Here is a 25,661-nt window from a genome sequence, read left to right as displayed (position 1 = left end):
CGCCGGCCGCGGCATCGGCGCCGCCCTCGCCCACGCCTTCGCCGCCGCCGGCGCCCGGGTGGTGGTCAACGACCACGACCCGACGGCCGCCCGGGCGGTGGCCGCCGCCATCGGCGCCGTCGCCGCCCCCGGTGACGCGGCGGGCGCGGCCGGCCTCGCCGGCCTGGTCGACCGGGCGCGCGCCGAACTCGGCGAGATCGACGTCTGGTGCGCCAACGCGGGGGTCGCGCCGGTGGGCGGCGCCGACGCCCCCGCCGAGGCCTGGGCGAGCGCCTGGGAGGTCAACGTCCTCGCCCACGTCCGCGCCGCCGACCTGCTGCTCCCCCGCTGGCTGGAGCGCGGGTCCGGCCGGTTCGTCGCCACCGTCTCGGCCGCCGGACTGCTCACCATGCTCGGCTCCGCCCCGTACTCGGTCTCCAAGCACGGCGCGCTCGCCTTCGCCGAATGGCTCTCCGCCACCTACCGCCACCGCGGTCTGCGGGTGCACGCGCTCTGCCCGCAGGGCGTGCGCACCGCGATGCTCGACGGCACCGGCCCGGTCGGCGAGGCCCTGCTCGCCCCGGCCGCGCTGGAACCCGAGGACGTCGCCGCGGCCGCCCTGGACGGCATCCGCGCGGAGCGGTTCCTGCTGCTCCCGCACCACGAGGTGGCCGGCCACTACGCCGGCCGCGCGACCGACCCCGACCGGTGGCTCACCGGCATGAACCGGCTCCAGCAGGGGCTGGAGAGGAGCGGGATCCTGTGAGGGCCTGGCAGGTACGAGAGCTCGGCGAGCCGGCCGCGGTGATGCGCCTGACCGAGGACGTGCCCCGGCCGGTGCCGGGGCCCGGGCAGCTGCTGGTCCGGGTACGGGCGGCGGCGGTGAACTTCCCCGACGCGCTGATGGTGCGCGGCCGGTACCAGGTGCGCCCACCGCTGCCGTTCACCCCGGGCGTCGAACTCTGCGGGGAGGTCCTGGAGTCCGCCGACGACTGGACGGCCGGCGAGCGCGTCATCGGCAACCCGGTGCTGCCCTCCGGCGCCTTCGCCGAGTACGCGCTGCTGGAGTCCGCCGCCACCCACCGGGCACCCGACGCGCTCGACGACGCCGAGGCGGCCGCCCTCCACATCGGCTACCAGACCGCCTGGTTCGCCCTGCACCGGCGGGCCGCGCTGCGCCCCGGCGAGACCCTGCTGGTGCACGCGGCGGCCGGCGGGGTCGGCAGCGCCGCCGTCCAGCTCGGCAAGGCGGCCGGCGCCCGGGTGATCGCCGTCGTCGGCGGGGCGGAGAAGGCCGCGGCGGCCGAGAAGCTCGGCGCCGACCTGGTGGTCGACCGGACCGCCGAGGACTTCGTCCAGGCGGTCAAGGACGCCACCGGCGGGCACGGCGCGGACGTGGTCTTCGACCCGGTCGGCGGCGACGCGTACACCGGCTCCACCCGGTGCGTCGCCTTCGAGGGCCGCATCGTGGTCGTCGGCTTCGCCGCCGGGCAGATCCCCGCCCCGGCCCTCAACCACGCGCTGGTGAAGAACTACGGCATCCTCGGCCTGCACTGGGGGCTGTACAACACCCGTGCCCCGCACACCGTCCGCGCCGCCCACGAGGAACTCACCGCACTCGCCGACCGCGGTGTCGTCCGCCCGCTGGTGAGCGCCCGTCTGCCGCTCGCGGACGCCGCCGGGGCGGTCCAGCGGGTGGCCGACGGGCGTTCCACGGGCCGGCTGGTGGTCCTCGGACGGTAGGCGCCCCCACCACCCGCGCGGCCCACCGGCCGGGGCTCTCCCCGCCGGTGGGCCGCTCGCTGCCCGGACCCGGACCCCGGGCGTCGCGCCGCCGCCTACCCCGCGTACTTCCGCAGCTCCCGCCGCGCCAGGGAGCGCTTGTGCACCTCGTCCGGCCCGTCGGCCAGGCGCAGCGTCCGGTTCCCGGCCCAGAGTTGGGCGAGCGGGGTGTCCTGGCTGACGCCGGCGGCGCCGTGCGCCTGGACGGCCTTGTCGAGGATCCACTCGACCGTGCGCGGGGTGGCGATCTTGATGGCCTGGATCTCGGTGTGCGCGCCGCGGTTGCCGACGGTGTCCATCAGCCAGGCGGTCTTGAGCACCAGCAGGCGCAACTGCTCGATGCGGACCCGGGATTCGGCGATCCAGTCCTGGACGACGCCCTGGTCGGCGAGCGGGCGGCCGAAGGCGACCCGGTCCAGGGCGCGGCGGCACATCAGCTCGACCGCCCGCTCGGCCATGCCGATGGCGCGCATGCAGTGGTGGATGCGGCCGGGGCCGAGCCGGGCCTGGGCGATGGCGAAGCCGGCGCCCTCCTCACCGACCAGGTTCTCCACCGGGACGCGGGCGTCCTCGAACAGCACCTCGGCGTGGCCGCCGTGGTCGGAGTCCTCGTAGCCGAAGACCGTCATCCCGCGTCGCACGGTGACGCCGGGGGTGTCGCGCGGCACCAGGATCATGCTCTGCTGCCGGTGCGTCGCGGCCCCCGGGTCGGTCTTGCCCATCACGATGAGGATCCGGCACTGCGGGTTCATCGCACCGGTGATGTACCACTTGCGGCCGTTGACCACGTACTCGTCGCCGTCGCGCTCGATCCGGGTGGCGATGTTGGTGGCGTCGGAGGAGGCCACATCGGGCTCGGTCATCGCGAAGGCGGAGCGGATCTCGCCGGCCAGCAGGGGCTTCAGCCAGCGTTCGCGCTGCTCCGCGGTGCCGAACTGGGCCAGCAGCTCCATGTTGCCGGTGTCGGGCGCGGCGCAGTTGAGGGCGGGCGGGGCGAGTTGGGGGCTGTGCCCGGTGATCTCGGCGAGCGGCGCGTACTGGAGGTTGGTCAGGCCGGCGCCCTCCGCGCCGGGCAGGAAGAGGTTCCACAGGCCCAGTTTCCTTGCCCGCTCCTGGAGTTCGGCGATCACCGGCGGCACCGTCCAGGCCGGGCGGGCCGGGTCGGCGAGCTGGGCGGCGAGGACGGGCTCGGCCGGGTACACGTACTCGGTCATGAACGCGAGGAGCCGCTCGCGCAGTTCGAGGGTGCGGGCGTCGGGGGCGAAGTCCATCGGGGTTCAGCTCTCCTTGGTGGCGGCGAGGGTGGCGAGGCCGTGGTCGGCGAGCAACGGGGCCATCGCGCCGGCGTGCTCGAAGCCGGCGCCGACCGTGCCGCCCTGCCGGTAGCGGTAGTGGATGCCCTCGGCGACGACGGCGAGCTTGAACGAGGCGAAGGCCACGTACCAGTCCAGCGCGGCGGCGTCCCGGCCGGTCACCGCCGCGTAGTGGGCGGCGAGTTCGGCGGGGGCGGGGAAGCCGGGGGCGGTGGCGGCGGAGGGGATGATCCCGCCGCCGACACCGGCGAGTCCGGTGTACATCACCAGCAGGCCGACGTCGGTGAGCGGGTCGCCGAGCGTGGACATCTCCCAGTCCAGGACGGCGGTGAGCCGGTCCTCGCCGTCCACCCGGTCGACCAGGACGTTGTCGAGCCGGTAGTCGCCGTGCACCAGGGCCGGCGGCCCGGAGACCGGCAACCGCTCGGCGAGCAGCGTGAACAGCCGCTCCACGCCCGGCAGTTCGCGGCTGCGGGAGGCGGCCAGCTGGGTGGACCAGCGGCGCAGCTGGCGCTCCAGGTAGCCCTCGGGGCGGCCGAAGTCGGCGAGGCCGACGGCCGACGGGTCGATCCGGTGCAGGGCGGCCAGGGTGTCCACCAGCCGCAGCCCGAGGGCGCGGGTCCGGGCCTCGCCGAGGGCGGTGAGGGCGGCCGGGTCGCGGTGGGCGGTGCCGGGCACCTCCTCCATCAGGTACCAGGGCGCGCCGATGACCTCGTCCGTGGGGTCGAGCAGCAGGGTGGCGGGGACGGGCACCTCGGTGTCGCGCAGGGCGCTCATCACCCGGCACTCGCGGCCCATGTCGTGGGCGGTGGCGAGGACGTGGCCGAGCGGCGGGCGGCGCAGCACCCAGCGGGAGGTGCCGTCGGTGAGCCGGTAGGTGAGGTTGGAGCGGCCGCCCTCGATCAGCCGGGCGTCCAGCGGGCCGCGGACGGCGCCGGGCAGCCGCCGCTCCAGGTGCTCGCGCAGCCGGGCGAGGTCCAGCCCGGGCGGGTCCGCGTCGGCGCGGCCCCGCGGGCCGGGGCGCCCTTCCGACACGGGCCGCCCTTGCGACGTGGGTCGCCCTTCCGACGTGGGCCGTCCGGACGGCGCGGGCCTGTCGGACGCGGGCTGCCGGGCGGGCCGCCCGGACGGCGAGGGCTGGGCGGGGGCATCGGGCATCTGGTCGCTCCCAACGGGCCAGGAAGGCGTCTACCGGTTCTGCTGACTAAGCGCTTGCTCAGCATTCATCGCGACGCCCGCCCTGTCAACGGTCCCGGCCGTCCGGAACCACCCCTCACGACCGCGACAATGACGCCCATGAGATTGATCCACACGCTCGCCGGCACGCTGATCCTGCTGCTCACCATCGCCAGCGTGCTGCGCACCATGGTCGTGCCGCGCGGCCTCTACTCGGCGCTGGTGCACCGGCTGTGGCGGGCCCTGCGGACGGTGCTGCGGCTGGTCGCGGCGCCGTTCGGCACCTACCGCGCACAGGACCGGGTGCAGACCTGGCTGGCGCCGCTGGTCCTGCTGGGCATGCTCGCGGTGTGGCTGGGCTCGATGCTGATCGCGTACACGCTGCTGCTGCACGGCACGTCGGAGCTGCCCTGGTCGGTGTCGTTCCGGGAGGCGGGTTCCAGCCTGCTGACCCTGGGCTTCGCCAGCGGCGAGCGGCTGCACCTGTCGGCGATCGACTTCATGGCGGCCGCCAGCGGGCCACTGGTGATCGCGCTGCTGATCTCGTACCTGCCGACCCTGTACGGCGCCTACAACCGCCGCGAGGTGGAGGTCACGCTGCTGCAGTCCCGGGCCGGTGAGCCCGCCTGGGGCCCGGAGCTGCTGGCCCGGCAGTCGCTGGTGGACACCGAGACCGCGCTGCCCCAGCTCTACCGGGACTGGGAGCGGCTGGCCGCCGACATCGGCGAGAGCCACTCCAACTACCCGGTGCTGCTCTCCTTCCGCTCCCCGCAGCCGCACCGCAGCTGGGTGGTCGGCCTGATCGCGGTGATGGACGCGGCCGCGCTGCACCTGGCGATCTGCCCGCGCACCGCGCCGCCGGAGGCCCGGCTGGTGCTGCGGGCGGGGTTCACGGCGCTGCGCGACATCGCCAGCTCGCTGCGGATCGACTTCGACCCGGACCCGACGCCGGAGACCCCGATACGGCTGAGCTACACCGAGTTCGACGCGGCCGTGGCGATGATCACCGCGGCCGGCTTCGAGCGCGAGCGGTCGGTGCCGGAGGCCTGGCCGCACTTCCACGGCTGGCGGGTCAACTACGAGGCGCTGGCGTACGAGCTGGCGCGCCGCAGCGACGCCGTACCGGCGCTGTGGACCGGCCCGCGTGACTTCCGCTCGGCGACCATCCCGCCGGCCCGCCCGGCCGACCGCCGCCCGGGCGGCCGCCAGGGCTGAGCCTCCGGGCCCGGTGACCGCGCCCCGGTCACCAGATCCCGGTCACCACGGCTCGGCCGTCGGGGCGGGATCAGACCTCGACGGTCCGGTCCGTCGCCAGCGACTGCTCGGCGGCGGCCAGGATCTCGACCACCCGCAGCCCGAAGGCGGCGTCGCAGGGATGGGGCAGGCCGGTGCGGGCGGAGTCCAGCAGGGCGTCCACGGCCCGGTGCAGCGCCCGGACCGGCCCCTCACCGCGCTCGGGCAGCCGGACCACCCCGGCCTCGCCGCGCAGCTCCATCCCGGTGCCGCCGCCCTCGACCGGGGTGGTGAGGCTGAGCGCGAGGGTGCTGGACGCGCCGCCTGCGTGCCGGAGCACCAGGTGGACGGTGTCGCCGGGCCCGTCGACGGCGGTCACCCGGGTGGCGTCGCCGAGCACCGGGAGCAGCACGGACAGCGCGTGCGGGCCGACGTCCCAGAGCGCGCCCTTCTCCACCCGCCAGGGCGAGGCCGCGTACGGGCTGGCGCTGTCGGGGGCGAAGACCGAGCCGAGCCAGTCGGAGCGGCCGGTGAACCAGCCGCCGGTGGCGGCCTGCCGCTCGATCCAGGGCAGTTGCTCGCCGCCGAAGCGGACGGTGAAGAAGACCACCGAGGCGAGCCGGTGGGCGGCGACCGCCTCGGCCACCCGGCGGGCGTCCGGGACGGTCAGCGCGACCGGCTTGTCCAGCAGCAGGTGGCGGCCCGCCTCGGCGGCGCGGACGGCGAGCCCGGCCTGGACGGTCGGGGGCAGCGCGATCGAGACCGCGTCGACCTCGGCCAGCAGCTTGTCGAGGTCCTCGTACCCGGGCACGCCGTGGGCGCCGCCGAGCGCGGCGGCCGCCTCGGGCCGCCGGCCCCAGACGCCCGCGAACTCGATTCCCGGGTGTTCGGCGAGGACGGGTGCGTGCACCCGCTCCGCCCAGGGGCCGGTGCCCAGCAGTCCGATCCGCACGTCCGTACCGCTCCGCTTCCTCGTGGTGCCGTTGTCGCCGTCCTGCCGACCTGCCGTTCCCGGGGCCGCGCCCGGTCCGGTCAGGCCTGGACGCGGGCCAGGGTGAAGCCGTCGTACCCCTTGCTGCCGACCGTCTGGACCGAGGTGGCGGAGACCCGCGGCTCGGCGTTGATCACGTCGTGCAGCCGCCGGGTGCCGAGCACGGAGGGGTCGGTGGAGTCGGCGTCGGCGACCGCGCCGCCGCGCACCACGTTGTCCACGATGATCAGCGAGCCGGGCCGGGTGAGCTTGAGGGCCCAGCCGAAGTAGTCGGGGTTGCCGACCTTGTCGGCGTCGATGAAGACCAGGTCGAAGGGCTCGACGCCCTCCTCGGCGAGCGCCGCGAGCGAGTCGGCGGCCGGGCCGAGCCGGACCTCGGCGGTCTTCTCCAGGCCGGCCCGGGCGAGGTTGCCCCGGGCGACCTCGGCGTGCTTCGGGTCGATCTCCAGGGTGATCAGGGTGCCGTCCGCGGGCAGGGCGCGGGCCAGCCAGATGGCGCTGTAGCCGGCGAGGGTGCCGACCTCCAGGATCCGGCGGGCGCCCTGGGTGAGGGCCAGCAGGTGCAGCAGCTTGCCCTGGTTGGGCGCGACCGCGATCCGGGGCAGGCCCGCCGCGTCGGCGTCGGCCTGGGCGGCCTCCAGCACCGGGTCGTGGCCGACCAGCCGCTCGGAGAAGTACTCGTCCACCGCGTCCCAGGTGGGCTGGTTCATCCGGTCCTCCACGTGCTGCGTCGTCGGTCACCGCCGGGATACGCCCGAATGCTACCCCGGCGGTGCGACGAGCCGGACGGACCGTCAGTCGGCGGTGACGCCCACCGCGGGCGTGGCCGGGGCGCCCTGCGCCGCGTCCTCGGCCTCGTGGGCGGCCTTCGCCTTGGCGGCCTTGCGCTTCACCAGCCAGGCCGAGAACGCGCCGCCGACGACGGCGAGGACCAGGCCGATCCAGGAGAAGCTCTTCAGGTAGTGCTCGGCGGCCTTGCCGACCTGGTAGACGAGCAGGGTGGTGCCGCCGGCCCAGACGATGCCGCCGAGCACGTTGGCGATCAGGAAGCGCCAGTACGGCATCTTCAGCGCACCGGCCAGCGGGCCGGCGAAGATGCGCAGCAGCGCGATGAAGCGGCCGAAGAAGACCGCCCACATGCCCCACTTCTGGAACGAACGCTCGGCGCTCGCCAGATGGTCCGGCCCGAAGTGCTTGGGGAACTTGCGCCCCAGCTTCTCGAACAGCGGCTTGCCGCCCCTGCGCCCGATCGAGTAGCCGATCGAGTCACCGATGATCGCGCCGGCGATCGCGCAGATCGCGACGCCCCACGGGTTGACGACGCCCTGTGCCGACAGGAGTGCGGCGGAGACCAGCGCGATCTCGCCGGGCAGGGGAATGCCGAGGCTCTCCAGGCCGATGATCAGGCCGACCATGGCGTAGACCGCGACGGGCGGGATGCCCTCGATCCACTCTGCGACGTTCAAAAGGCCGGTACCTCCGTGGCAGGCCGAGGCGACGCCCGGCCAGGCGCGTCTCGACGGTTTCCGATGGCGGCGACGCCGCTCCCCGAAAGGGCAGCCTAACGCGCCGGGCGGCCTGTCCCCCCGGCCGATCACCCCCGACTACGACGTACGGGCCCGCGGCGTGGTTCCCCGCACACCACGAATCGGCCACCCGGGAACGGGCCCGGGCACGGGCACGGGCACGAACGCGGGCACGAACGCGGGCACGGGCGCGGGCACGGGCGCGGGCACGGGCGCGGGCACGGGCGCGCGAACCGCCGGGGAGGCACCGAACGCCCACCCGGAGCCACCGCCCGGGAGGCCCGGGCGGCCCCGGGAGGCCCCGGGGCCCTCAGCCCCCGCCCAGGCGGCTCAGCGCCGTCATCGCCTCCCGCTCGACCCGGGCGAGCTCGCCGAGGACGGCGCCGGCCTCGTCGAGGTGGCGTGCGTCACGGGACTCGCCGGCTCTGGTGATCAGCTCCGCGACCGCCGTCCACAGGACGGCCGCCTCCGCGTACAGCGCGTGGCCGGTGCGCAGGTGGTCGCTGTCGAGCCGCTGCGCGCACTCGGCGAGGAAGTCGCGGTAGAGGTTGCGGAACAGGGCGCCGCCGGTGCCGGCCAGCTCCATCAGCCGGGCGGCCCGCGGCAGGTCCCGCCCGGGGTCGTCGGTCCGTTCCAGCCAGCCGCGGACCTGTCGGCCGGCCTTCTCGATGCCGCGGTGGCCCAGGTTGGCGATGGGCGGGTTGAGGAAGGACTCCGCGCAGGCGGTGATCGCGGGGACGATCCGGTCGCGCGGGTCGGGCGCTGCGGCCGGGACGGCGAGGGTGAAGGAGCGGTGCCGGGCGGTCATCGGGCCGCGTTCGGCCCTGGCCCGGGCGAGGCCCGCCAGCCCGGTGGTGACCGCCCCGCCCTGCTGGTCGGTGTCCACCAGGTGGGCGTCGTGCCGGTCGTAGCCGTACAGGGCGACGACGTGGCCGCCGAAGTGCGCCTTCGAGGTGAAGTAGTCCAGGTGGTAGCTGTCCAGCTGCAGTCCCACGGGCCGGCCGGCGTCGAGGGCGGCCGTCACGTTCTCCCACCCCTTGCGCGCGGAGGCGGTCTCCCGGACGTCCAGCTCCAGCCCGAGCCCGGCGGCCAGGTTCCGGGTGAGCTCGAACGGCTTGACGCGTCCCCCGAGGAAGGGGAAGTCCAGGTTCCGGCCGTCCCAGTAGATGAAGGAGAGCCCGGAGCCGAGGCCGAAGAGCATCGGCTCGGACAGGTCGAGCCCCTCGTGGCGCAGCAGCACCCCCAGCGCCGTCGTCTCGCAGTGCCGCCCACCGCGGGCCTCGACGTCCACCCTCACGCTCATGCCGTGTCCTCCTCGACGGGAATGATCAACCGGGTCATCAGTTCCTCCTGCGGCGCCTCCGCCGGACCGACGAGATAGGCCTCGCGTACGGGCCCGCGCGGACGCAGCCCGCGCTCGTGGACGGCGGCGAAGAGCGCGTTGTACGCCAGCGGCAGCTGCGCGTACGGCCCGAGGTGCACGGTCTCGGCGACCGGTCCGCCGGGCAGCACCTCGAACTCCAGGCCCTCGGCGCCCTCCCCCCGCGCGGTCGGCGCCCCGAGGGCGATGTCCAGCCGCTCCCCCAGGTCGAGCGGGTACAGCCCCCACAGCGGCGGCTCCCACCCGACGCCCGCCCGGCCCAGCGCGGGCAGCAGCCGGCCCACGCACCCGGCGACCGCCTCCCCGATGCCCGCGGGCGTGCAGACCGCGCGCACCACGGCCAGCCGCAGCGCGGGCACCCGGCCCAGGGCCACCTCGTAACCGGGCAGCCCGCCCTCCGCGAGGCGGTCCAGCATGGCCAGCCGCGCCTGCTCCCGACCGATCCGCTCGGCCAGCCGGTCCCGCTCGGCGCGCAGGATCCCGGCCCGCTCCTCGGGCCCGGCCAGGAGGGCCCGGGCGATCACCGCCAGCGGCAGGTCCATGTCCCGCAGCAGGGCGATGGTCAGCGCGTCGCGCGCCTGCTCGGGCGCGTAGTACCGGTACCCCGAGGCCGGGTCGACCAGCAGCGGGGCCAGCAGCCCGGTCTCGTCGTAGTGCCGCAGCTGCTTGACGCTGAGCCGGCACAGGCGGGCGAAGCGCCCGATGGTGAGGAGTTCGTCGTGCACGCCCTCATCGTGGACCCTCCCACGGGGGGAGGGTCCAACGCCGTCACGCGTGCCGGACGGCCGTACGGCGCGAAGCCCCCGGGGACGTCCCCGCGGGCGCCCGGGCGCTCCCGGCGAGGGCCGGGCGCAGCACCCGGGCGGCGGCCTCGGCCTGCCGGGCGTCGAGGATCCCGGCCTGCCGCTCGGCGCGGGAGGCCAGCCGCCACAGCCGGGTGTGGAGCGGGTCGCCGTCCGGAGCCGCCGCCCGCAGGGTCTTCCAGAGCGCGGTCTTCCCCTGGACGCCCGTGCGCATCGCCTCCAGCTCCAGCAGGTCGCTCAGCGGTGACCGGCGCACCAGCCGGCCGTTGAGCTTGAGCCGGCCGACCCGCTCGGCGGCGGCGCCGAGCAGTTGCCGGTGCCAGCGGGGCCGGACGCCGAACGAGCGCATCAGGTCGACGAGTTCGTCCCGGTCCTCGGTGATCTCGCGGGCCAGGGTGCGCAGGTCGTCGGCGCCGGGGCCGTCCGGGTGCTCCCGCGCGATCCGGCGGGCGAGGGCGGCGCCCCCGTAGGCGCCGGCCAGATGGTCGTTGAGGTAGATCGCGAGCAGCCGCTCGCGGTCGGGGGCGGGCGTGGTCATGGCGTCGCTCCTCCAAGGGTCCGGTGCCGCTCCGGCTTCCTGTGCACCACTGCCTTCACGTCGACCACCCTCTCCGCCGTTCGCGCTCGGCCGTACTCGTGGTCCGAAGGTCGCGGCTGCCCACCGGGAGCGGACGCAAACCGTCCGCCGCCGCCCGTTCGCCGCGCATGGCGGACGGGCGGGCCGGGTAGGCGCGGGATCCGATCCCGGACCGCTCCGACGAGAGGACGACGTGATGAACACCCGCGACGGGAACGACAACGACCCCCGGCCCGACGAGGAGACCCGGGAACGGTCCGCGGAGGAACGGGGCATCGCCCCCCCCCCCCCGCGCGCGACGTACGGGCCAAGGCCGAGGCCCACGGGGCGGGGCACGACGAGGCCCCGCGGCCGCCGGCGGCCGACCGGCAGGCGCCGTGACGCCCGTACGCCCGCCGAACACCGGACACCGGACACCGGACACCGGACACCGGTGGAACACGAACAGGGACCGACCACGGACCCTACGACCGACAGGAGGCGCGCACATGGATGACGGTGCTGATGGAGAACGTGCGGCACCACGTCGAGGAGGAGGAGCAGGACTGGTTCCCCGAGGTCCGCAAGGCCATGGGCCGCAACCGTCTCCAGGAGGTCGGCGACCTCCTCGAGGCGGCCAAGCGCTCGGCCACCCGCGACCCCCTGGAGGTGCCCAGCGCCTCCGAGTAGCGCGGGGTTTCCACGCGGGTTTCCGCGCGGGGTGCCGGGTAGGCGCCCGGCCGTACCGGACGCCCGAGGAGGAGCCATGCCGGCCGGATCGAACAAGAAGCGGGAACGCCAGTACGAGCACATCAAGGACAGCGCGCTGGACCGCGGGGAGAGCGAGAAGCGGGCGAAGGAGATCGCCGCCCGTACGGTGAACAAGGAGCGGGCGCGGCACGGCGAGTCGAAGACCGCCAGCCGCTCGTCCGTCCAGGACACCTCGTCCGCCAGGAGGGGCGGCCGCCGCTCCCACTCGGGCTCCGAGGGGCCCACCTACGACCAGCTCTACAACGAGGCCAGGCAGCGCAACATCCACGGCCGGTCCTCGATGAACAAGAAACAGCTCGCCGACGCCCTCGGCCACTGACCGGGCGAGCACGGACGGACCGGGCGACCGCGGAGCCGTTCGGCGGCCGGGTCATCCCGGTCCTCCCGGTCATCCCGGCGAAGGGAGTCGAACCGTCCGTGTCCGCACACCCTGCGCCCGACCCGGACCCGAACTGATCAGCCCTCACCGACCGTGCCGCAAAGTCCTCGTACGCGCGGGGTGGCCGGAGCGGTGGGGGTGTGGTGCATCGGTGGGCCGTGCGAACGCATGTGCATGTCCACATAGGATCTGACGTGCGTGGACGGCGGCCCGGTGCGGAGCGGTCCCGGCGTCGGGGGGGGCGCTCCTGCTCCGGCTGTCCGACGCCCACTTCTCCGCGACCGCCGCCGACTTCGCGCGTGCCCGTACCGATCGCCGGACCGCCCTCATCACCGGAGCCACCCTCATGACGTTCGCCCCGCCGGCCCCACCCGCCTTCGCCGACAGCTCCCCCCGGCAGAAGGCGGCGCGCGTCATCACCGACGTCCTGGCTCCCGCGAACCTCGTGATCGCGCTCCTGCTGCTGGTCGGCTGGCACAGCACCGAGTCGTGGTCCGGCCTCGGTTGGGGCCTCCTGGCGGCGCTGTTCTGCGGTGTCATCCCGATCAGCATCATCCTGTTCGGTGTCAGGCGCGGCGAGCTGACCGACAAGCACATCCGGGTCCGCCGCCAGCGTCTCGTCCCGATGGCGCTCAGTCTGGTCTCCGTCGTCGTCGGCATCGCCACCGTGTACCTGCTGGACGCGCCGCGCGACGTCTCCGCCCTCGTGGTCGCGATGCTGGTCGGCCTGGTCACCTCGCTGCTGGTGACCGTCGGCTGGCAGATCTCCATCCACAACTCGGTCGCCGGCGGGGCCGCCATGATCCTCGTGCTGGCCTTCGGCCCGGTGATGCTCCCCAGCGCCCTGCTCGTCGTCGCGGTCGGCTGGTCCCGGCTCGTCCTGAAGGCCCACACCCTCGCCCAGATCCTGGCCGGCACCGCCCTCGGCGGCACCGCAGCCCTCACCTTCGCCCTGCTGCGCTGACCGGCCCGCTCAGGAGGCCCGGTCGGGCTCCTGCGGCCGGTCGGCGAAGTGGAGCACGGTGACCGTGGGGCGGCGGCGGGCCAAGGGTGGGAGTGCCAGCGCCAGCGGTAGCAGGGCGCCGAGGAGGCCGCGTCCGCCGGTGGGGCGGACGTCGCGGACGGTGGTGATGGCCGGGGTGGCGGTGCGGAGCTTGCGCTGTTCGGCGGCGTCCATGGCCCAGGGCATGGGCGGGGCCTGGTAGGCGTGGGTGCGCATCCTGCCGGTGAGGGTGAGGCGGCTGAACCAGCGCGGTACGGCGTCCAGGACCAGGGAGGCGCCGGGGAGGCGTTCGGCGCAGCCGGCGATGAGGGCCTTGACCTGGGGCGGCGGGAGGTACATGAGCAGGCCTTGTGCTGTGACCAAGACGCCATGATCGCGGTCGAGCTCGTCGGTCCAGGTGAGGTCGGTGGCGTCCGCGGCCAGATAGCGCTGGCGCGGGCCGGGAGGTAGCAGCTGTTCGCGCAGGGCCATCGCCTCGGGGAGGTCGACGGAGAGCCAGTGGGCGCGGCCGTTGTCGACGCGCCAGAACTGGGTCTCCAGGCCGTCGCCGAGGCAGACGACGGTGCCGCGCGGCTCGCGGACGAGGAAGTCCTCCACCTCGCGGTCGAAGCAGCCGACCCGGAGGGCCTGGAGCTGGGCCTGGACGGCGCTGGTGCCGAAGCGTTCGGCGAAGGGGTAGTCGATACGGTCGGCCAGTTCGACGGCCTTGGGGTCGTGCAGGACCGCGTCCGGGCGGCGGGCCTCGACCGCGCGCTGGTGGAGCGTCCACAGGGCGGTCTCGGGGACGGCGTCGAACCTCACGGCACCGTTCATCGCTGCTCGCTCCTCCGGGGGTGGTGACCGCGGGGCCCGCCGGGCCCTGCCCGCCGATTGTGGCATCCGGGGGGCGGGGCCGGGCCGACCCGCCGTCCGCCGCTGGGCCGGACGGGTGGTCAGCCGACGCTGAAGGCGCCGTCGGGCGGGGGCGGCGAGGGGGTGGCGGTGGCGTCGGTGACCGGTGGGGTGCGGGCGGTCAGGGCGGCCAGGTCGGGGCCGTCGGTGAGGCGGGCGGGGAAGACGTCGGCGGCGAGCCGGCGGGCCAGTTCCGCCGTGGGGAGCGGGTCGGGTGAGCCGACCAGCAGGATGTTGCCGTAGCGGCGGCCGCGCAGGACGGCCGGTTCGGCGATCAGGCAGGTCTGTGGGAAGACCGCGTTCAGGGTGGCGGCCTGGGCGCGGGCGAAGTCCAGCGGGGGGCCGTCGGCGAGGTTGGCGGCGTAGCAGCCGCCGGGGCGCAGTGCGGCGGCCGCCAGCCGCAGGAACTCCACCGAGGTGAGGTGGGCGGGGGTGCGGGAGCCCTGGAAGACGTCGGCGACGACCAGGTCGAGGGAGCCGGGCGCGGTGCGGGCGAGGGCCTCGCGCGCGTCGGCGACCTCGGTGCCGATGTCGGCGCCGGGGCCCTGCCAGGGCAGGACCTCGGCGACCAGGTCGAGCAGCGGTCCGTCGACCTCCACCACGTGCTGGCGCGAGCCGGGCCGGGTGGCGGCCAGGTAGCGGGGGACGGTGAGCGCGCCGCCGCCGAGGTGCAGGGCGGTCAGCGGCGCGCCGGCCGGGGCGATCGCGTCGACGAGGTGGCCGATCCGCCGGGTGTACTCGAACTCCAGGTGGGTCGGGTCGCCGAGGTCGACGTAGGACTGCGGGGTGTCGTCGAGGGTGAGCAGCCAGCCGCCGTCGTGGTCGAGGTCGGGCAGCAGCTTGGCGGTGCCGAGGCCGACCGTCCGGGTGACCGGGCGGGGCTCGTCGGGGGGCAGCGTCACTTCGACTCGGAGGGCCGGGTCTGCGGCTGCGAGGACTTCGCGGGCTCGACGGACTCCCCGGCCTCGGCCGGCTCCGGCAGGTAGGCGGTGAGCCAGCGGTCCAGTTCGGTGAAGACCTGGTTGCGCGCGGTCTCGCCGGAGAGCACCAGGTCGTGCATGCCGCCCTTGATCCGGATGGTGGTGACGTGCCGGCCCACGCGCGGGCCGAGGGCCGCGATGTCGTCGGCGCGCAGCACGGCGTCGGCGTGGTGCAGGGCGGCGTGCCAGCGGTTGGTGGCGATGGAGGCGGTGGAGGCCATCAGCAGGACCGGGCAGTCGACGCCGAGGCCCTGACGCACCTGGCGGTGGCCGCGCTGGATGGCGGCGAGCCAGCCGGCGTACATCGGGAAGCCCTCGGCGGGCTTGAGGCGCAGGTCGAAGTCCCAGCTGCCGCGGTGGTCGCGGTGCAGGCTGTGGACGTAGTGCGGGTTGAGGGAGGACGGGAGCGTCCGGGTGGGGGCGAGGCGGGCGATCGCCTCGATGGCGGGGGCGCCGAGGGTGCGCACGGCGGGGGCGGCCGGCATGGAGAGGAACGGGCTGTTGAGGAACAGTCCGTCCACGATGCCGCGCCCGGCGCGCCGGGAGGCCCACAGGGCGGCGACGAGTCCGCCGGTGGAGTGGCCGTTGACCAACAGCCGGGTGTGGCCGTCCTGCTCCCGGATCACCCGGACCGCCGCGTCGAGCTCCTCGTCGTACACGGCGAGGTCGCGGACGAAGTTGGGCGACTGGTGGGGGCGCAGCGAGCGGCCGTACTTGCGCAGGTCGAGGGCGTAGAAGGAGTAGCCGAGCTCGGTGAAGTGGTCGGCCAGGTGGGTCTGGAAGAAGTAGTCGACGTAGCCGTGCACGTACAGCACCGCGCGTCGGGAGCCGGGGACGAGGCGGCGCACCAGGGTGGCGGTGGCCTCGCCCTCCTCGTCGGGGGTGAGCGGCAGGTCGGCGGCCTCGTAGGGGGCGCCCAGGATGTCGGTTCGGAACTCCACGGGCCCGACTGTACTGGCTCGTAGCCTCCGGGCCGGGACCTGAGCGGGACCCGCCGGTGTGACAATGCCCATGCGTTCGCCCGCGCGCGTCGGGCGCAGCGCCCCCCGTGCGCCTGCTGTGCGCCCGCGGTTCTGTGGAAGGCTGCTCGGACTGTTGTCATCTTCCTTGTCGTCCAGCAGAGTTGAGGTACTTGATGGCCCATGGCCGGCACTCCGACCCGTCCCTGTACCGCACCCCCGGCGAGGCGATCGCGGCGCCGCCGGAGAAGCTCGCGTACGTCGCCGCCTTCGACCGTTCGGCGCGGCGGCCGGACGCGCTGCTCACCGTGGACACCGATCCGGACTCGGCCACGTACGGGCGGGTGCTGAACTTCGCCGACATGCCGCACACCGGGGACGAGCTGCACCACTTCGGCTGGAACGCCTGCTCCAGCGCGCTGGCGCACGCCTGTCACGAGAACCCGGAGCGGCGGTACCTGCTGCTGCCGGGGCTGCGGTCCTCTCGGCTGCACGTGCTGGACACCCGGCCCGACCCGGTGCGCCCGAGACTGGTACGGACGGTGGAGGCGGAGGAACTGGCGGCGAGAGCCGGGTACTCGCGGCCGCACACCCTGCACTGCGGGCCGGGGGGCGTGTTCCTGTCCTGTCTCGGCGGGGCGGAGGACGGGGACGGACCGGGCGGGGTGGCGCTGCTGGACCACACCACCTTCGACGTGCTGCGCGCCTGGGAGACCGAGCGCGGCCCGCAGGTCTTCGCGTACGACGTCTGGTGGCACCTGGGCAGCAACATCGGGGTGACCAGCGAGTGGGGCACGCCGTGGATGGTCGAGAACGGGGTGGTGCCGGAGCTGCTGCTGGGCCGCAAGTACGGGCACGCGCTGCACTTCTGGGAGCTGGACTCGGGCCGGCACCTGCAACGGATCGACCTCGGGGACCAGTACCAGATGGTGCTGGAACTGCGCCCGGCGCACGACCCGCAGGCGCAGTGGGGCTTCGCGAGCGTGGTGACCAACGTGGAGGACCTGTCGGCCTCGGTGTGGCTCTGGTACCGGCAGGGCGAGGCGTTCACCGCGCGCAAGGTGATCGAGATACCCGCCGAGCCGGCCAAGTCGGAGGACCTGCCGCCGGCCCTGCAGCCGTTCGGCGCGGTGCCGCCGCTGGTGACCGACATCAACCTGTCGGTGGACGACCACTGGCTGTACGTCTCGGCCTGGGGCACCGGGGAGCTGTTCCAGTACGACGTGTCGGACCCGTTCCACCCGCGGCTGACCGGTTCGGTGCGGCTCGGCGGCATCACCGCCCGCACCCCGCACCCCGCCGAGCCCGGCACCCCGCTCAACGGCGGCCCGCAGATGGTCGAGATCAGCCGGGACGGGCGGCGGGTGTACCTGACCAACTCGCTGTACGGGGCGTGGGACGACCAGTTCTACCCGGACGGCATCGAGCCGTGGATCGTCAAGCTGGACGCCGACACCGAGGCCGGCGGGCTGACGGTCGACCACCGGTTCTTCCCGCACGGCGCGGAGTTCCGGGGGCTGCGGGTGCACCAGACGCACCTGGCGGGCGGGGACGCCTCCTCGGACTCCTACTGCTACCGCTGAGCCGCCGGCGGGCCCTCGCGACGGGACCCCTCGCGGCCGGGCCGGCTCAGGCCGGGCCGCCGCGGGGCGGGCCGAGCCGCAGCCGGTCGCCGACCGCGGTGCGCTCGACCAGGGCGGCGCCGACCCCGTCGGCGCCGGTGTGCCGGACGTGGAACTCCAGCTCGTTGCCGTCCGCGCCCGGCACGCCCTCCATCGGGTACTGCCGCCAGCTGTGCGGCAGCAGCGGGTGCTCGACCGTGCCGTGGCCGCCGTCGCGGTACGGGTAGGGCTCGCCGGTGCGCACCCGGATCACCGCGAGTCCGGGGTGACGGCGTTCGTGGCCGGTCACCACGGCGTGCCAGTACGGGGGTTCGGTGAGCGCGGACTCGGCGCCGGCCACCATCGCGGTGACGGCGAAGCGCAGCATCCTGGTCCAGGCGGCGTCCAGGGCGGCGCTCCAGCCGGTGCCCGCGCGGTGGCGCAGGGCCTCGCGCAGGGCCTCCTCGAAGGCCTCGTAGTGGACCGGGCGGACGCCGAGCTTGCGGTGGTCGCGGCCGAGCCGGTGCAGCCGGTCGGCGAGCTCGTCCGGGCGGTCCAGGTGCTCGATCAGGAACTCGAACATCCGCTCCAGGTGGACCTGCTGGAACTCCATCGAACCGGGGAACAGCGGGCGCAGGAAGGGCCGCCGCTGGAACATGAACGCGTAGAGGTCGTCGATGAGTTCGGCGAGCGGGGCGACCAGCGGGAGGGTGCCCAGGATGAGCCGGCGGTCGCCGGCGCCGTCGTGGTCCGCGGCCCTGACCGCGGACGGCGGGGCGGGGGACGACTGCCCCGGGGTGAGGATCTGCCGACGCAGGAGCATCGCGTGGTGACGGGCGATCAGCCGGTCGTACTCGTCGGTGGTGGCGGCGGTGCTGGTGAACTCCATGATCAGCAAGCTAATCACACGTCAGTTCCTGTACGGACACCGGGAGTTCACTCGGACGGAGGCTGGCAGAAGAGAGTTCACCCCCGGTGGCCGTACGGTCATTCAACGGGCCGGGGCCGACGGCCGGGAAGGGCCGATGGTCCCGGTCCGACGGGCCGGACGGGGACGTTGGTCCCGGTCCGGCCCCGTCGCGGGCCGGCCCCGTCGCGGGCCGCCCGGGGTCATCCCGTCTCGGCCGCCTCGGCCCGAGCGGAGGCGCCCGGGGCGGCCGGGGCGGCCCGATCGGCCGGGACGGCGGACCGGCGCGCGCCCACCAGTTGACGCAGGCGCCGACGCGGGGGCTGGTCGGGCAGCCAGCCGAAGGTGAGGCAGCCGCCCACCAGGCCCAGCAGCATGCCGATCAGGAAGCCGCCGAGGTTGGAGGTCAGCCAGCTGGCCAGTGACAGCAGCACGGCGAGGATCGAGTAGAACAGCCGCTGCGCCGGGTTGACCAGGATCAGCACGCCGCAGAGGACCAGCACGACCGGGACCAGGTAGCCGGCCAGCCCCTGCATCCCGATGTGGAGGACGACGGGCAGCGGCGCCCGCAGGGTGAACAGGATCTCGGCGCCGCCGAGCAGCACCAGCACCCCGCCCCAGAACGGCCGCCGGGCCCGCCAGCCCGGGCGCCTGCGCGACCGCGTCACCGGCCTCGGCGACCCCGGACCGGAACCCGGCGACTCCGCCGACCCCGACGAGTCCGACCCCGACGGCTTCGCCGAGCCCGACGACTCCGATCTCTCCCGCGCGCGCCGTGCCGCCGCCATGGTCAGCAGCCCTCCGAGCTGAAGCTCAGCCGCAGGTTGGGCAGTTTGAACGCCCCCGCCGTGGTGGCGTAGTTGTGCTGCCGCAGGTTGCGGATGGTGACGGTGTCGGCCTGCTGGCCGAAGACCCCGGGCTGGCCCTTGACCCCGGCCTTGGTGAAGGTGCTGGCGTCGCCGCCGATCTCGATGTTGGTGAACGAGGCGTCGCCGGAGAGCAGGTCGGAGTCGGTGGTGAGGTCGGTGGCGGTGACCGGTGTACCCGCGTCGCCGGCCCTGATCAGCAGGTTGATGCCGCCGAGGTCGACGCTCTGGCAGAGCTTGGTGAGCGAGGCGTTCTTGATCGCCGAGATGGCCACCAGCACCTGGCCGCCGGTGTCGCCCTCGTTCGGGCTGCCCTCGATCATGTGGTCCAGGCCGCCGAACTGCTCGAAGCCCTGGCCGTCCAGGCTGTCCGCGGTGACCGTGAACGGCATGCCGGAGATGGCGAACTGGGCGGCGAGCACGCCCTGTGCGGTGAGCGTCATCAGGGCGCCGGCGGCGACGACGGCGGGGACGGCCATCAGCGCCGCCCGCCTCAGCCGGACCCGGCCGCGGTGGCCGGCGGCTCCGGACGTCTCGGCCGCAGGCGCCCCGGCGGAATCGGTGGAATCAGGGGAATCGGTGAAGTCGGTGGAACCGGGTGCGTCAGGGGATTCGGGTGTGCGGGCAGGGTCCTCGGACATGGCCATGTGTGCTCCCTCGAAGGGTGGGGGTGTGCAGGCACTGGCACGTTGTCCTGGCGCGGACAGCGTCTGCGGCTCCGGACCGTGGACCGGCCGCCCCTCGGCAGCGGGGCGGGGCCGTTCGGGCCGCAGTGGCTCAACTGCGAAGCTACTGCCCGGTATTGGACCGGTCAAGACGGGTGGACGAAGGATCACCGGCGGCCAGCCGCCGGGCCGCCTCCGCCGGGCCGAGGAACGGCGCCAGGCAGAACAGGCCCAGGGTGGGCAGCAGTTCGGGCAGTTCACGGGTCCGCCCGGCGTCAATCGCCCGGTACAGCGTCGCGTACACCCCGCCGACGACCGCGTCCACCAGGCCCTGGGCCGGTACGCCTCCGGGCGGTTGGGGCACCTCGACGAAGAACGTCCGGAACCGGGTGAGGAGGTGCTCGCGCTCCTGCCGCCCGGAGGCACCCAGCGCCTCCAGTTCGATCACCGCCATGGTGGCGAAGGCCGGTACGCCGGCGAGCAGTTGGAGCATCGCGCGGAGGGCCTCGCGGATCCCCGCGCACCAGTCCTCCGGCTCGGCCGCGAAGGCCGCCGCCATCCGCCGGATGACCACCCCGGTGCCGTGCCGGTGGGTGGCCAGGAAGGCGTCCTCCTTGCCGCTGAACAGCTCGTAGAACACCGGCCGGGTCACTCCCGCCGCCCGGCAGATGTCGCTGACCGTGGCGTGCTGGTAGCCCTGCCGGGCCACGGTGTGCACCAGCGCGTCGAAGAGCCGTTCGCGCTGCGTGGCCGCGACCACCCCGGGTGGCAGCCGGCTCGGCCCGCGTTTGATGGACCTGGCCGGGTCCCGGCCGGCCCTGGCGCCGGGCAGCAGCGTCTCGCCGCCCTGGACGGGATTCAGTCCCATCGTCATCTCCACCCCCAACTCCTGTACATGCCATTGACATTGACGAAGCGTCGGGTTTACAACACTCGCAGGTTTCCAACCGGGCGACCGGCTCCCCGCGAGCCGTCCGCCCGACGTTCCCCCGCGTACCGCACGGCAAGTATGGCGAACGCCCGCCCGACGGTGGCAGCCGTCGGCGGGAACCCCCGCTCGCCCCACCCGTGAACGGGCCCGTGGCGCCGGGCCCGTGGCGCGCCGTACGTGCCACCACGCCCTGTGCGGCACGCCCCCCACGGCCTGCCGTACGCGGCACGCCGTACGCGGCACCACGTCCCCACGGCACCGGCCGGACCATCGCCGGTCCGCCGCCGGTCCGCGAGGGACGTACGGAACCGGAACCGCACTCCCCCACCCGACTCCGTACGGAGGCACACCCTCATGCGCATCCGCCGCACCCTCCCCGCCGCGGCCCTCGCCGTCGCGGCGCTGACCGCCACCGCCGTCTCCCCCGCCCAGGCCGTCCCCGACCGGGCCGCCTCCCCCGCCCGCACCACCGGCACCGCCGTGCTGACCCACGGCAGCGCCGGCGGCACCGCGGTCGCGGTCGGCGACGTGCTCACCGCCAACCTGCTGCCCGGCACCTACGCCACCTTCTACTCCAGCGCGACCGGGACGAGCGGCATCAAGTGCGCCGCCTCCTCGTTCTCCGCCACCGTGACCGACAACCCGGACGCCCCCGGCACGGCGACCGAGCGGCTGGACACCCAGACCTTCGGTTCCTGCACCAGCAACGTGCTGGGCGTCACCGGGGTGCAGAGCATCACCGTCAACAACCTGCCGTTCACCAACGCGGTCAGCGACAGCGCCGGCAACCCGGTCACCCTCGGCCCGTCCGGCCCGGGCACGCCGATGCAGACCACGGTGGTGCTGCGGACCATCCTCGGCACCATCACCTGCGTCTACCGGGCGCCCGGCAGCATCGCCGGCACCACCTCCAACACCAACCTGAGCATCGGCTTCACCGCGCAGCCGTTCAACAAGTACTCCGGCCCCAGCACCTGCTTCTCCGTGGGCTGGTTCAGCGCCACCTACGGCCCGGTGAGCGACTCCAGCGTGCCGGGCGCACCGCACATCTACGTCAACTAGGCCCTCTCGTAACGGAACAGAGGACCTCATCGCGTCCCGGGAGCGCCGCGAAGAGCCGCTCGACGGCCCGACCGGCCGCCTCGGCCGGCGAATCCGGTGCCCCCAGGACGATCCCGCCGCCGAACCGCACTCCCGGGTCGGCGGCGGTGACGTCCCCCATCAGCCCGCGCAGCCACCGTCCCGGTCCGCCACCCAGCGCTCCAGCGCCTCCGCCCGCCGGTCGAACGAATTGCGGCGCGGGCGGATCGCGGCGCGGACGCCGCCCGGAAGTGACCGGCCGGTAGGGTTCTGGGCACAGGTCGGTCGGACGGGAGTTGAGGGCATGGGCGGCGAAGGACGGACCACCGGGACGGGATTCTTCGAGTCGGTGGAGGACGTGACCCGTGCCCTCGCCGAGGTCGGCTACCTGGCGTCGACGGCGGTGGCCACCACCGTCTTCCTCGCGGACCGGCTGGGCAAGCCGCTGCTGGTGGAGGGCCCGGCCGGGGTCGGCAAGACCGAGCTGGCCAAGGCCGTCGCCCGGGTCGGCGCGGCCCGGCTGGTGCGGCTGCAGTGCTACGAGGGCATCGACGAGGCCCGCGCACTGTACGAGTGGAACCACGCCAAGCAGCTGCTGCGGATCACCGCCGGCCAGGGCGAGAGCTGGGACCAGGCCCGCGCCGACATCTTCGGCGAGGAGTTCCTGCTGACCCGGCCGCTGCTCACCGCGATCCGCGGCGAGGAGCCCACCGTGCTGCTGGTCGACGAGCTGGACAAGGCCGACGCCGAGGTCGAGGGCCTGCTGCTGGAGGTGCTCAGCGACTTCCAGGTGACCGTCCCGGAGCTCGGCACCATCACCGCCGACCGCCGCCCGTTCGTGCTGCTCACCTCCAACGCCACCCGGGAGCTGTCCGAGGCGTTGCGCCGGCGCTGCCTCTTCCTGCACCTGGACTTCCCCGACGCGGAGCTGGAGCGGCGGATCGTCGAGCTCCGGGTGCCCGGCCTGGACGCGGTGCTCGCCGAGTCGCTGGTCCGGGTGGTCGGCGCGCTGCGGGCGATGGAGTTGCGCAAGGCGCCGTCGGTGGCGGAGACCATCGACTGGGCGCGCACCCTGCTCGCGCTGGGCGCCGACACCCTGGACGAGGCGGTGGTCGGCGCCAGCCTCGGGGTGGTCCTCAAGCACCAGGAGGACGTGCTGAAGGCCACCCGGAAGCTGACCCTGGCGTGACGGGCACCACGGACGCGGCCCCGGCCGCGGCGGCCCCGAACACGGCGGACGCGGCCCCGGCCGGCGCACCGACACCCGGCGCCGTCGCCGTACGGCTGACCGCCTTCGTCCGGGCGCTGCGCGGGCACGGGCTGCGGATCGGACCGGCCGAGACCGTGGACGCGGCAGCCGTGGTCGAGGTCCTCGGGCTGGCCGAGCGGGAGCAGCTGCGCGCGGGCCTCGCCGCCGCACTGCTGCGCACCGACGGCCACCGGGCGGTGTTCGACGCCACCTTCGACCTGTTCTTCCCGCTCGGCGTCGGCGCCTTGGAGAGCACCCGGGCCGGCGCCCCGGAGGGTGCCCGGGACGACGGGCGGGCGCCCGGACCCGGCCGGGACGACCACGCCGAGGACCTGCGCGAACGCCTCGCCGCCGCCCTCGCCGCGAACGACCGGCAGGCGCTGGCCCGGCTGGCCGGCGAGGCCGTGCAGGCGTACGGGCGCTACGGCACCGGCTCCACGCCCGGCTCCGACGGCTGGTCCGCCCACCAGACGCTCGGCCGGCTCCGGCCGGAGACCCTGCTTGCCCGGGTGCTCGCCGCGCTGCGGGCCGGCACCGACCTGCCGGACTTCACCGACCTGCCCGACTTCACCGACCGGATCGCCGCCGACGAGATCCGCCGCCGGATCCAGGACTTCCGCGCCCTGGTCGGCACCGAGGCCCGGCGCCGCGTCGCCGAGCTGCGCGGCACCGAGCGGATCGCCGAACGGGCCGTCGCGCCGAGCCCGGACCAGCTGGACTTCCTCGCCGCCGGCCGCGACCAGCTCGCCGAACTGCGGCGCACCGTCCAGCCGTTGGCTCGCAAGCTGGCCACCCGGCTGGCCGCCCGCCGGCGCCGGGCCGCCCGCGGGACGATCGACCTGCGGCGCACCCTGCGCCGTTCGCTCTCCACCGGCGGCGTACCGCTGCGCCCGGCGTACCGGACCCGGCGGCCGGCCCGGCCGGAGATCGTGCTGCTCTGCGACGTCTCCGGCTCGGTCGCCGGCTTCGCCAACTTCACCATGCTGCTGGTGCAGGCGATGAGCGACCAGTTCAGCCGGGTGCGGGTGTTCGCCTTCGTCAACCGGACCGCCGAGGTGACCCACCTGGTCCGGGCCGGGCGCGCCGAACCGGAGCCGCTGGGCCGGCGGGTCCTCACCGAGGCCGAGGTGTACGGCTGGCACGGCAACAGCGACTACGGCGCGGCGCTGGGCGAATTCGCCGAGCGGTACGCGGACGCCGTCGGCCCGCGCACCAGCGTGCTGATCCTCGGCGACGCCCGCACCAACCACCGCGACCCCAACCTCCCGGCGCTGCGGCTGATCGCCGCGCGGGCCCGGCGGGTGCACTGGCTCAACCCGGAGCAGCCCGCGCTGTGGTCCGAGGGCGACTCGGCCGCCCACGCGTACGCCGGGGTGGTCGACATGCACCCGTGCCGCAACGCCCGCCGGCTCGCCGACCTGGTCGCGCGGCTGCTGCCGGTCTGAGCACCGACGGGCGGAGAGGCCACGGCGGCGACCCTCGGGGACGGGAGGGGTCAGCCGTCCAGGTGCCGCAGGAAGTCCAGCAGCGCGGCGTTGACCTCCACGGGCCGCTCCTGCTGGGTCCAGTGGCCGCAGCCGGGCAGGGTGACGCGCCGGTGCAGCCCGGGCACCCGGTCCAGCAGGACCTTCATCACCTCCGGCGGGATCAGCGCGTTCACCATGTCCCGGTCGCCCGTCACGAACAGCGCGGGCACCTCGACGCCCCGTCCGTCGAAGGCGGTGAGCAGCTCGATGTTGCGGTCGATGTTGCGGTACCAGTTGAGCCCGCCGGTGAACGCCCGCCCGCCGTGCCGGGCGTAGTCGGCGACGAAGACCTCGACGTCCTCCTCGGTGAGCCAGCCTGGCAGCCGCTCCGGCTCGGGCATGGTGTCCAGCAGCGTGGCGCCCTCCGGCACCACCCAGGCGCTCGGGTCGTGCGCCCCGCTCCGGTCGCCGGAACCGCCGGCCAGCACCCGGCGGAAGGTCGAGCGGAGGTCCTGCCCGAGCTCGGCGTCGGCGACGCCGAGGGGCTGGAAGTACAGCTGGTAGAAGCCGTCCCCGAAGGCCGCGCGGGACACGCTCGTCGGGGGCAGCCCGGCCACCGGGGCCGGCGGCACGCTCAGGCCCGCCACCGCGCGCACCACGTCCGGGCGCAGCGTCGCCGCCGCCCAGGCCACCGGCGCGCCCCAGTCGTGCCCGACCAGGACGGCCCGCTCCTCGCCCAGCGCCCGCACCAGCGCGGTCACGTCGCCCACCAGGTGGAGCAGGGTGTACGCGTCGACGGCCTCCGGCTGCTCGCTGCGCCCGTACCCGCGCTGGTCGGGGGCCACCACCCGGTAGCCGGCCCCGGCGAGGGCGGCGAACTGGTGCCGCCAGGAGTACCAGCTCTCCGGGAACCCGTGGAGCAGCACGACCAGCGGCCCCTCCCCCTGCTCGGCGATGTGCAGCCGTACGCCGTTGACCTCGATGTCCCTGTGCTGGACGTCCCTGTACGCGATCTCCGTACCGCTCACCACGGCTCCTCGGCGGTTCGTCGGCGACCGGACCCTACCGGCCGGTACGACTCCACCATGCCCAGCACGGGGCTACGCCATTCGGGTGAGGCGGCGCCGCTCCGGACGTCCCGCGACCGGCGCCGCACAGGCCCGGCGCCGGGCT

26 protein-coding genes are annotated in these 25,661 nt (G+C 74.8%); 10 read left to right on the top strand and 16 right to left on the bottom strand.

Going from position 1 to position 25,661, the window contains the following annotated elements; translation table 11 throughout:
- Positions 1–745, top strand: a 745-nt coding sequence (locus tag ACWEQL_RS17730) for an SDR family oxidoreductase (RefSeq protein ID WP_452151183.1), incomplete at its 5' end; no start/stop codon positions are given.
- Positions 742–1,722, top strand: a complete 981-nt coding sequence (locus ACWEQL_RS17725; protein ID WP_452151182.1) for an NADPH:quinone oxidoreductase family protein — start codon at positions 742–744, stop codon at positions 1,720–1,722. The genes ACWEQL_RS17730 and ACWEQL_RS17725, both read left to right, overlap by 4 nt.
- A gap of 95 nt (positions 1,723–1,817) precedes the next feature.
- Here ACWEQL_RS17725 and ACWEQL_RS17720 read toward each other — a convergent pair whose 3' ends face one another.
- Both ACWEQL_RS17720 and ACWEQL_RS17715 read right to left on the bottom strand, forming a co-directional pair.
- The gene (locus ACWEQL_RS17720) at positions 1,818–3,032 is read right to left on the bottom strand and encodes an acyl-CoA dehydrogenase family protein (RefSeq protein WP_452151181.1); all 1,215 of its coding nucleotides are present in this window, start codon (positions 3,030–3,032) and stop codon (positions 1,818–1,820) included.
- A 6-nt stretch (positions 3,033–3,038) separates the two neighbouring features.
- Entirely contained in the window at positions 3,039–4,109 is a 1,071-nt protein-coding gene (locus ACWEQL_RS17715) for a phosphotransferase family protein (protein ID WP_452151180.1), read from the bottom strand.
- A gap of 261 nt (positions 4,110–4,370) precedes the next feature.
- On the opposite strand from ACWEQL_RS17715, the gene ACWEQL_RS17710 reads away from it, so the two are divergent.
- Entirely contained in the window at positions 4,371–5,465 is a 1,095-nt protein-coding gene (locus ACWEQL_RS17710) for a hypothetical protein (protein WP_452151179.1), read from the top strand.
- 70 nt (positions 5,466–5,535) lie between these two features.
- Here the strand turns inward: ACWEQL_RS17710 and ACWEQL_RS17705 are convergent, their stop codons facing one another.
- From ACWEQL_RS17705 to ACWEQL_RS17680, 6 genes are all read right to left on the bottom strand, one after another.
- Positions 5,536–6,435 (bottom strand): Gfo/Idh/MocA family protein, encoded by a 900-nt coding sequence (locus ACWEQL_RS17705; protein ID WP_452151178.1) that lies wholly within the window; start codon positions 6,433–6,435, stop codon positions 5,536–5,538.
- An 80-nt stretch (positions 6,436–6,515) separates the two neighbouring features.
- Positions 6,516–7,184 carry an O-methyltransferase gene (locus ACWEQL_RS17700; protein WP_452151177.1) on the bottom strand — a complete coding sequence of 223 codons (669 nt, stop codon included), beginning with the start codon at positions 7,182–7,184 and terminating at the stop codon, positions 6,516–6,518.
- 84 nt (positions 7,185–7,268) lie between these two features.
- Positions 7,269–7,940, bottom strand: a complete 672-nt coding sequence (locus tag ACWEQL_RS17695) for a DedA family protein (RefSeq protein WP_452151176.1) — start codon at positions 7,938–7,940, stop codon at positions 7,269–7,271.
- A 370-nt stretch (positions 7,941–8,310) separates the two neighbouring features.
- The gene (locus ACWEQL_RS17690) at positions 8,311–9,303 is read right to left on the bottom strand and encodes a BtrH N-terminal domain-containing protein (RefSeq protein WP_452151175.1); all 993 of its coding nucleotides are present in this window, start codon (positions 9,301–9,303) and stop codon (positions 8,311–8,313) included.
- Positions 9,300–10,106, bottom strand: a complete 807-nt coding sequence (locus tag ACWEQL_RS17685) for a MerR family transcriptional regulator (RefSeq protein ID WP_452151174.1) — start codon at positions 10,104–10,106, stop codon at positions 9,300–9,302. The genes ACWEQL_RS17690 and ACWEQL_RS17685 overlap by 4 nt, the downstream gene beginning before the upstream one ends.
- A 43-nt stretch (positions 10,107–10,149) precedes the next feature.
- A complete protein-coding gene (locus ACWEQL_RS17680) occupies positions 10,150–10,722 on the bottom strand; it encodes a hypothetical protein (protein WP_452151173.1) in 573 nt (190 codons plus the stop codon).
- 531 nt (positions 10,723–11,253) lie between these two features.
- Between ACWEQL_RS17680 and ACWEQL_RS17675 the strand changes: the two genes are divergently transcribed.
- From ACWEQL_RS17675 to ACWEQL_RS17665, 3 genes are all read left to right on the top strand, one after another.
- Positions 11,254–11,430, top strand: a complete 177-nt coding sequence (locus ACWEQL_RS17675; protein WP_452151172.1) for a hypothetical protein — start codon at positions 11,254–11,256, stop codon at positions 11,428–11,430.
- 76 nt (positions 11,431–11,506) lie between these two features.
- Positions 11,507–11,830: a plasmid stabilization protein gene (locus ACWEQL_RS17670; RefSeq protein ID WP_452151171.1), complete on the top strand. Its 324-nt coding sequence runs from the start codon at positions 11,507–11,509 to the stop codon at positions 11,828–11,830.
- A 406-nt stretch (positions 11,831–12,236) separates the two neighbouring features.
- Positions 12,237–12,854 carry a hypothetical protein gene (locus ACWEQL_RS17665; protein WP_452151170.1) on the top strand — a complete coding sequence of 206 codons (618 nt, stop codon included), beginning with the start codon at positions 12,237–12,239 and terminating at the stop codon, positions 12,852–12,854.
- Between the two features lie 9 nt (positions 12,855–12,863).
- Here the strand turns inward: ACWEQL_RS17665 and ACWEQL_RS17660 are convergent, their stop codons facing one another.
- The 3 genes from ACWEQL_RS17660 to ACWEQL_RS17650 form a co-directional block, all read right to left on the bottom strand.
- Positions 12,864–13,706, bottom strand: coding sequence for a class I SAM-dependent methyltransferase (locus tag ACWEQL_RS17660; RefSeq protein WP_452151169.1), 843 nt, complete (start codon positions 13,704–13,706; stop codon positions 12,864–12,866).
- A gap of 119 nt (positions 13,707–13,825) precedes the next feature.
- Positions 13,826–14,680 (bottom strand): spermidine synthase, encoded by an 855-nt coding sequence (locus ACWEQL_RS17655; RefSeq protein WP_452151188.1) that lies wholly within the window; start codon positions 14,678–14,680, stop codon positions 13,826–13,828.
- Between the two features lie 2 nt (positions 14,681–14,682).
- The gene (locus tag ACWEQL_RS17650) at positions 14,683–15,705 is read right to left on the bottom strand and encodes an alpha/beta hydrolase (RefSeq protein WP_452151168.1); all 1,023 of its coding nucleotides are present in this window, start codon (positions 15,703–15,705) and stop codon (positions 14,683–14,685) included.
- 194 nt (positions 15,706–15,899) lie between these two features.
- Between ACWEQL_RS17650 and ACWEQL_RS17645 the strand changes: the two genes are divergently transcribed.
- Positions 15,900–17,306: a selenium-binding protein SBP56-related protein gene (locus ACWEQL_RS17645; protein WP_452151167.1), complete on the top strand. Its 1,407-nt coding sequence runs from the start codon at positions 15,900–15,902 to the stop codon at positions 17,304–17,306.
- A gap of 46 nt (positions 17,307–17,352) precedes the next feature.
- Here ACWEQL_RS17645 and ACWEQL_RS17640 read toward each other — a convergent pair whose 3' ends face one another.
- The 4 genes from ACWEQL_RS17640 to ACWEQL_RS17625 all read right to left on the bottom strand — a co-directional run bounded on the left by ACWEQL_RS17640 (position 17,353) and on the right by ACWEQL_RS17625 (position 20,630).
- The gene (locus tag ACWEQL_RS17640) at positions 17,353–18,213 is read right to left on the bottom strand and encodes a globin domain-containing protein (RefSeq protein WP_452151166.1); all 861 of its coding nucleotides are present in this window, start codon (positions 18,211–18,213) and stop codon (positions 17,353–17,355) included.
- Between the two features lie 221 nt (positions 18,214–18,434).
- Positions 18,435–18,899 carry a DUF6114 domain-containing protein gene (locus ACWEQL_RS17635; RefSeq protein ID WP_452151165.1) on the bottom strand — a complete coding sequence of 155 codons (465 nt, stop codon included), beginning with the start codon at positions 18,897–18,899 and terminating at the stop codon, positions 18,435–18,437.
- Between the two features lie 122 nt (positions 18,900–19,021).
- A complete protein-coding gene (locus ACWEQL_RS17630; protein WP_452151164.1) occupies positions 19,022–19,744 on the bottom strand; it encodes a DUF6230 family protein in 723 nt (240 codons plus the stop codon).
- Positions 19,745–19,886: 142 nt separating this feature from the next.
- Entirely contained in the window at positions 19,887–20,630 is a 744-nt protein-coding gene (locus ACWEQL_RS17625; protein ID WP_452151163.1) for a TetR/AcrR family transcriptional regulator, read from the bottom strand.
- Positions 20,631–21,047: 417 nt separating this feature from the next.
- On the opposite strand from ACWEQL_RS17625, the gene ACWEQL_RS17620 reads away from it, so the two are divergent.
- From ACWEQL_RS17620 to ACWEQL_RS17610, 3 genes are all read left to right on the top strand, one after another.
- Positions 21,048–21,755 carry a Tat pathway signal sequence domain protein gene (locus ACWEQL_RS17620; RefSeq protein WP_452151162.1) on the top strand — a complete coding sequence of 236 codons (708 nt, stop codon included), beginning with the start codon at positions 21,048–21,050 and terminating at the stop codon, positions 21,753–21,755.
- 322 nt (positions 21,756–22,077) lie between these two features.
- Positions 22,078–22,962 carry an AAA family ATPase gene (locus tag ACWEQL_RS17615; RefSeq protein ID WP_452151161.1) on the top strand — a complete coding sequence of 295 codons (885 nt, stop codon included), beginning with the start codon at positions 22,078–22,080 and terminating at the stop codon, positions 22,960–22,962.
- Positions 22,963–23,057: 95 nt separating this feature from the next.
- Complete coding sequence (locus ACWEQL_RS17610) at positions 23,058–24,467, top strand: VWA domain-containing protein (protein WP_452151187.1); 1,410 nt, start codon at positions 23,058–23,060, stop codon at positions 24,465–24,467.
- Between the two features lie 50 nt (positions 24,468–24,517).
- Here the strand turns inward: ACWEQL_RS17610 and ACWEQL_RS17605 are convergent, their stop codons facing one another.
- Positions 24,518–25,516, bottom strand: a complete 999-nt coding sequence (locus tag ACWEQL_RS17605; protein ID WP_452151160.1) for an alpha/beta fold hydrolase — start codon at positions 25,514–25,516, stop codon at positions 24,518–24,520.
- Positions 25,517–25,661 lie beyond the last annotated feature (145 nt).

The organism is Kitasatospora sp. NPDC004240 (assembly GCF_053603215.1).
This window is presented reverse-complemented; position numbering and strand designations above follow the sequence as displayed.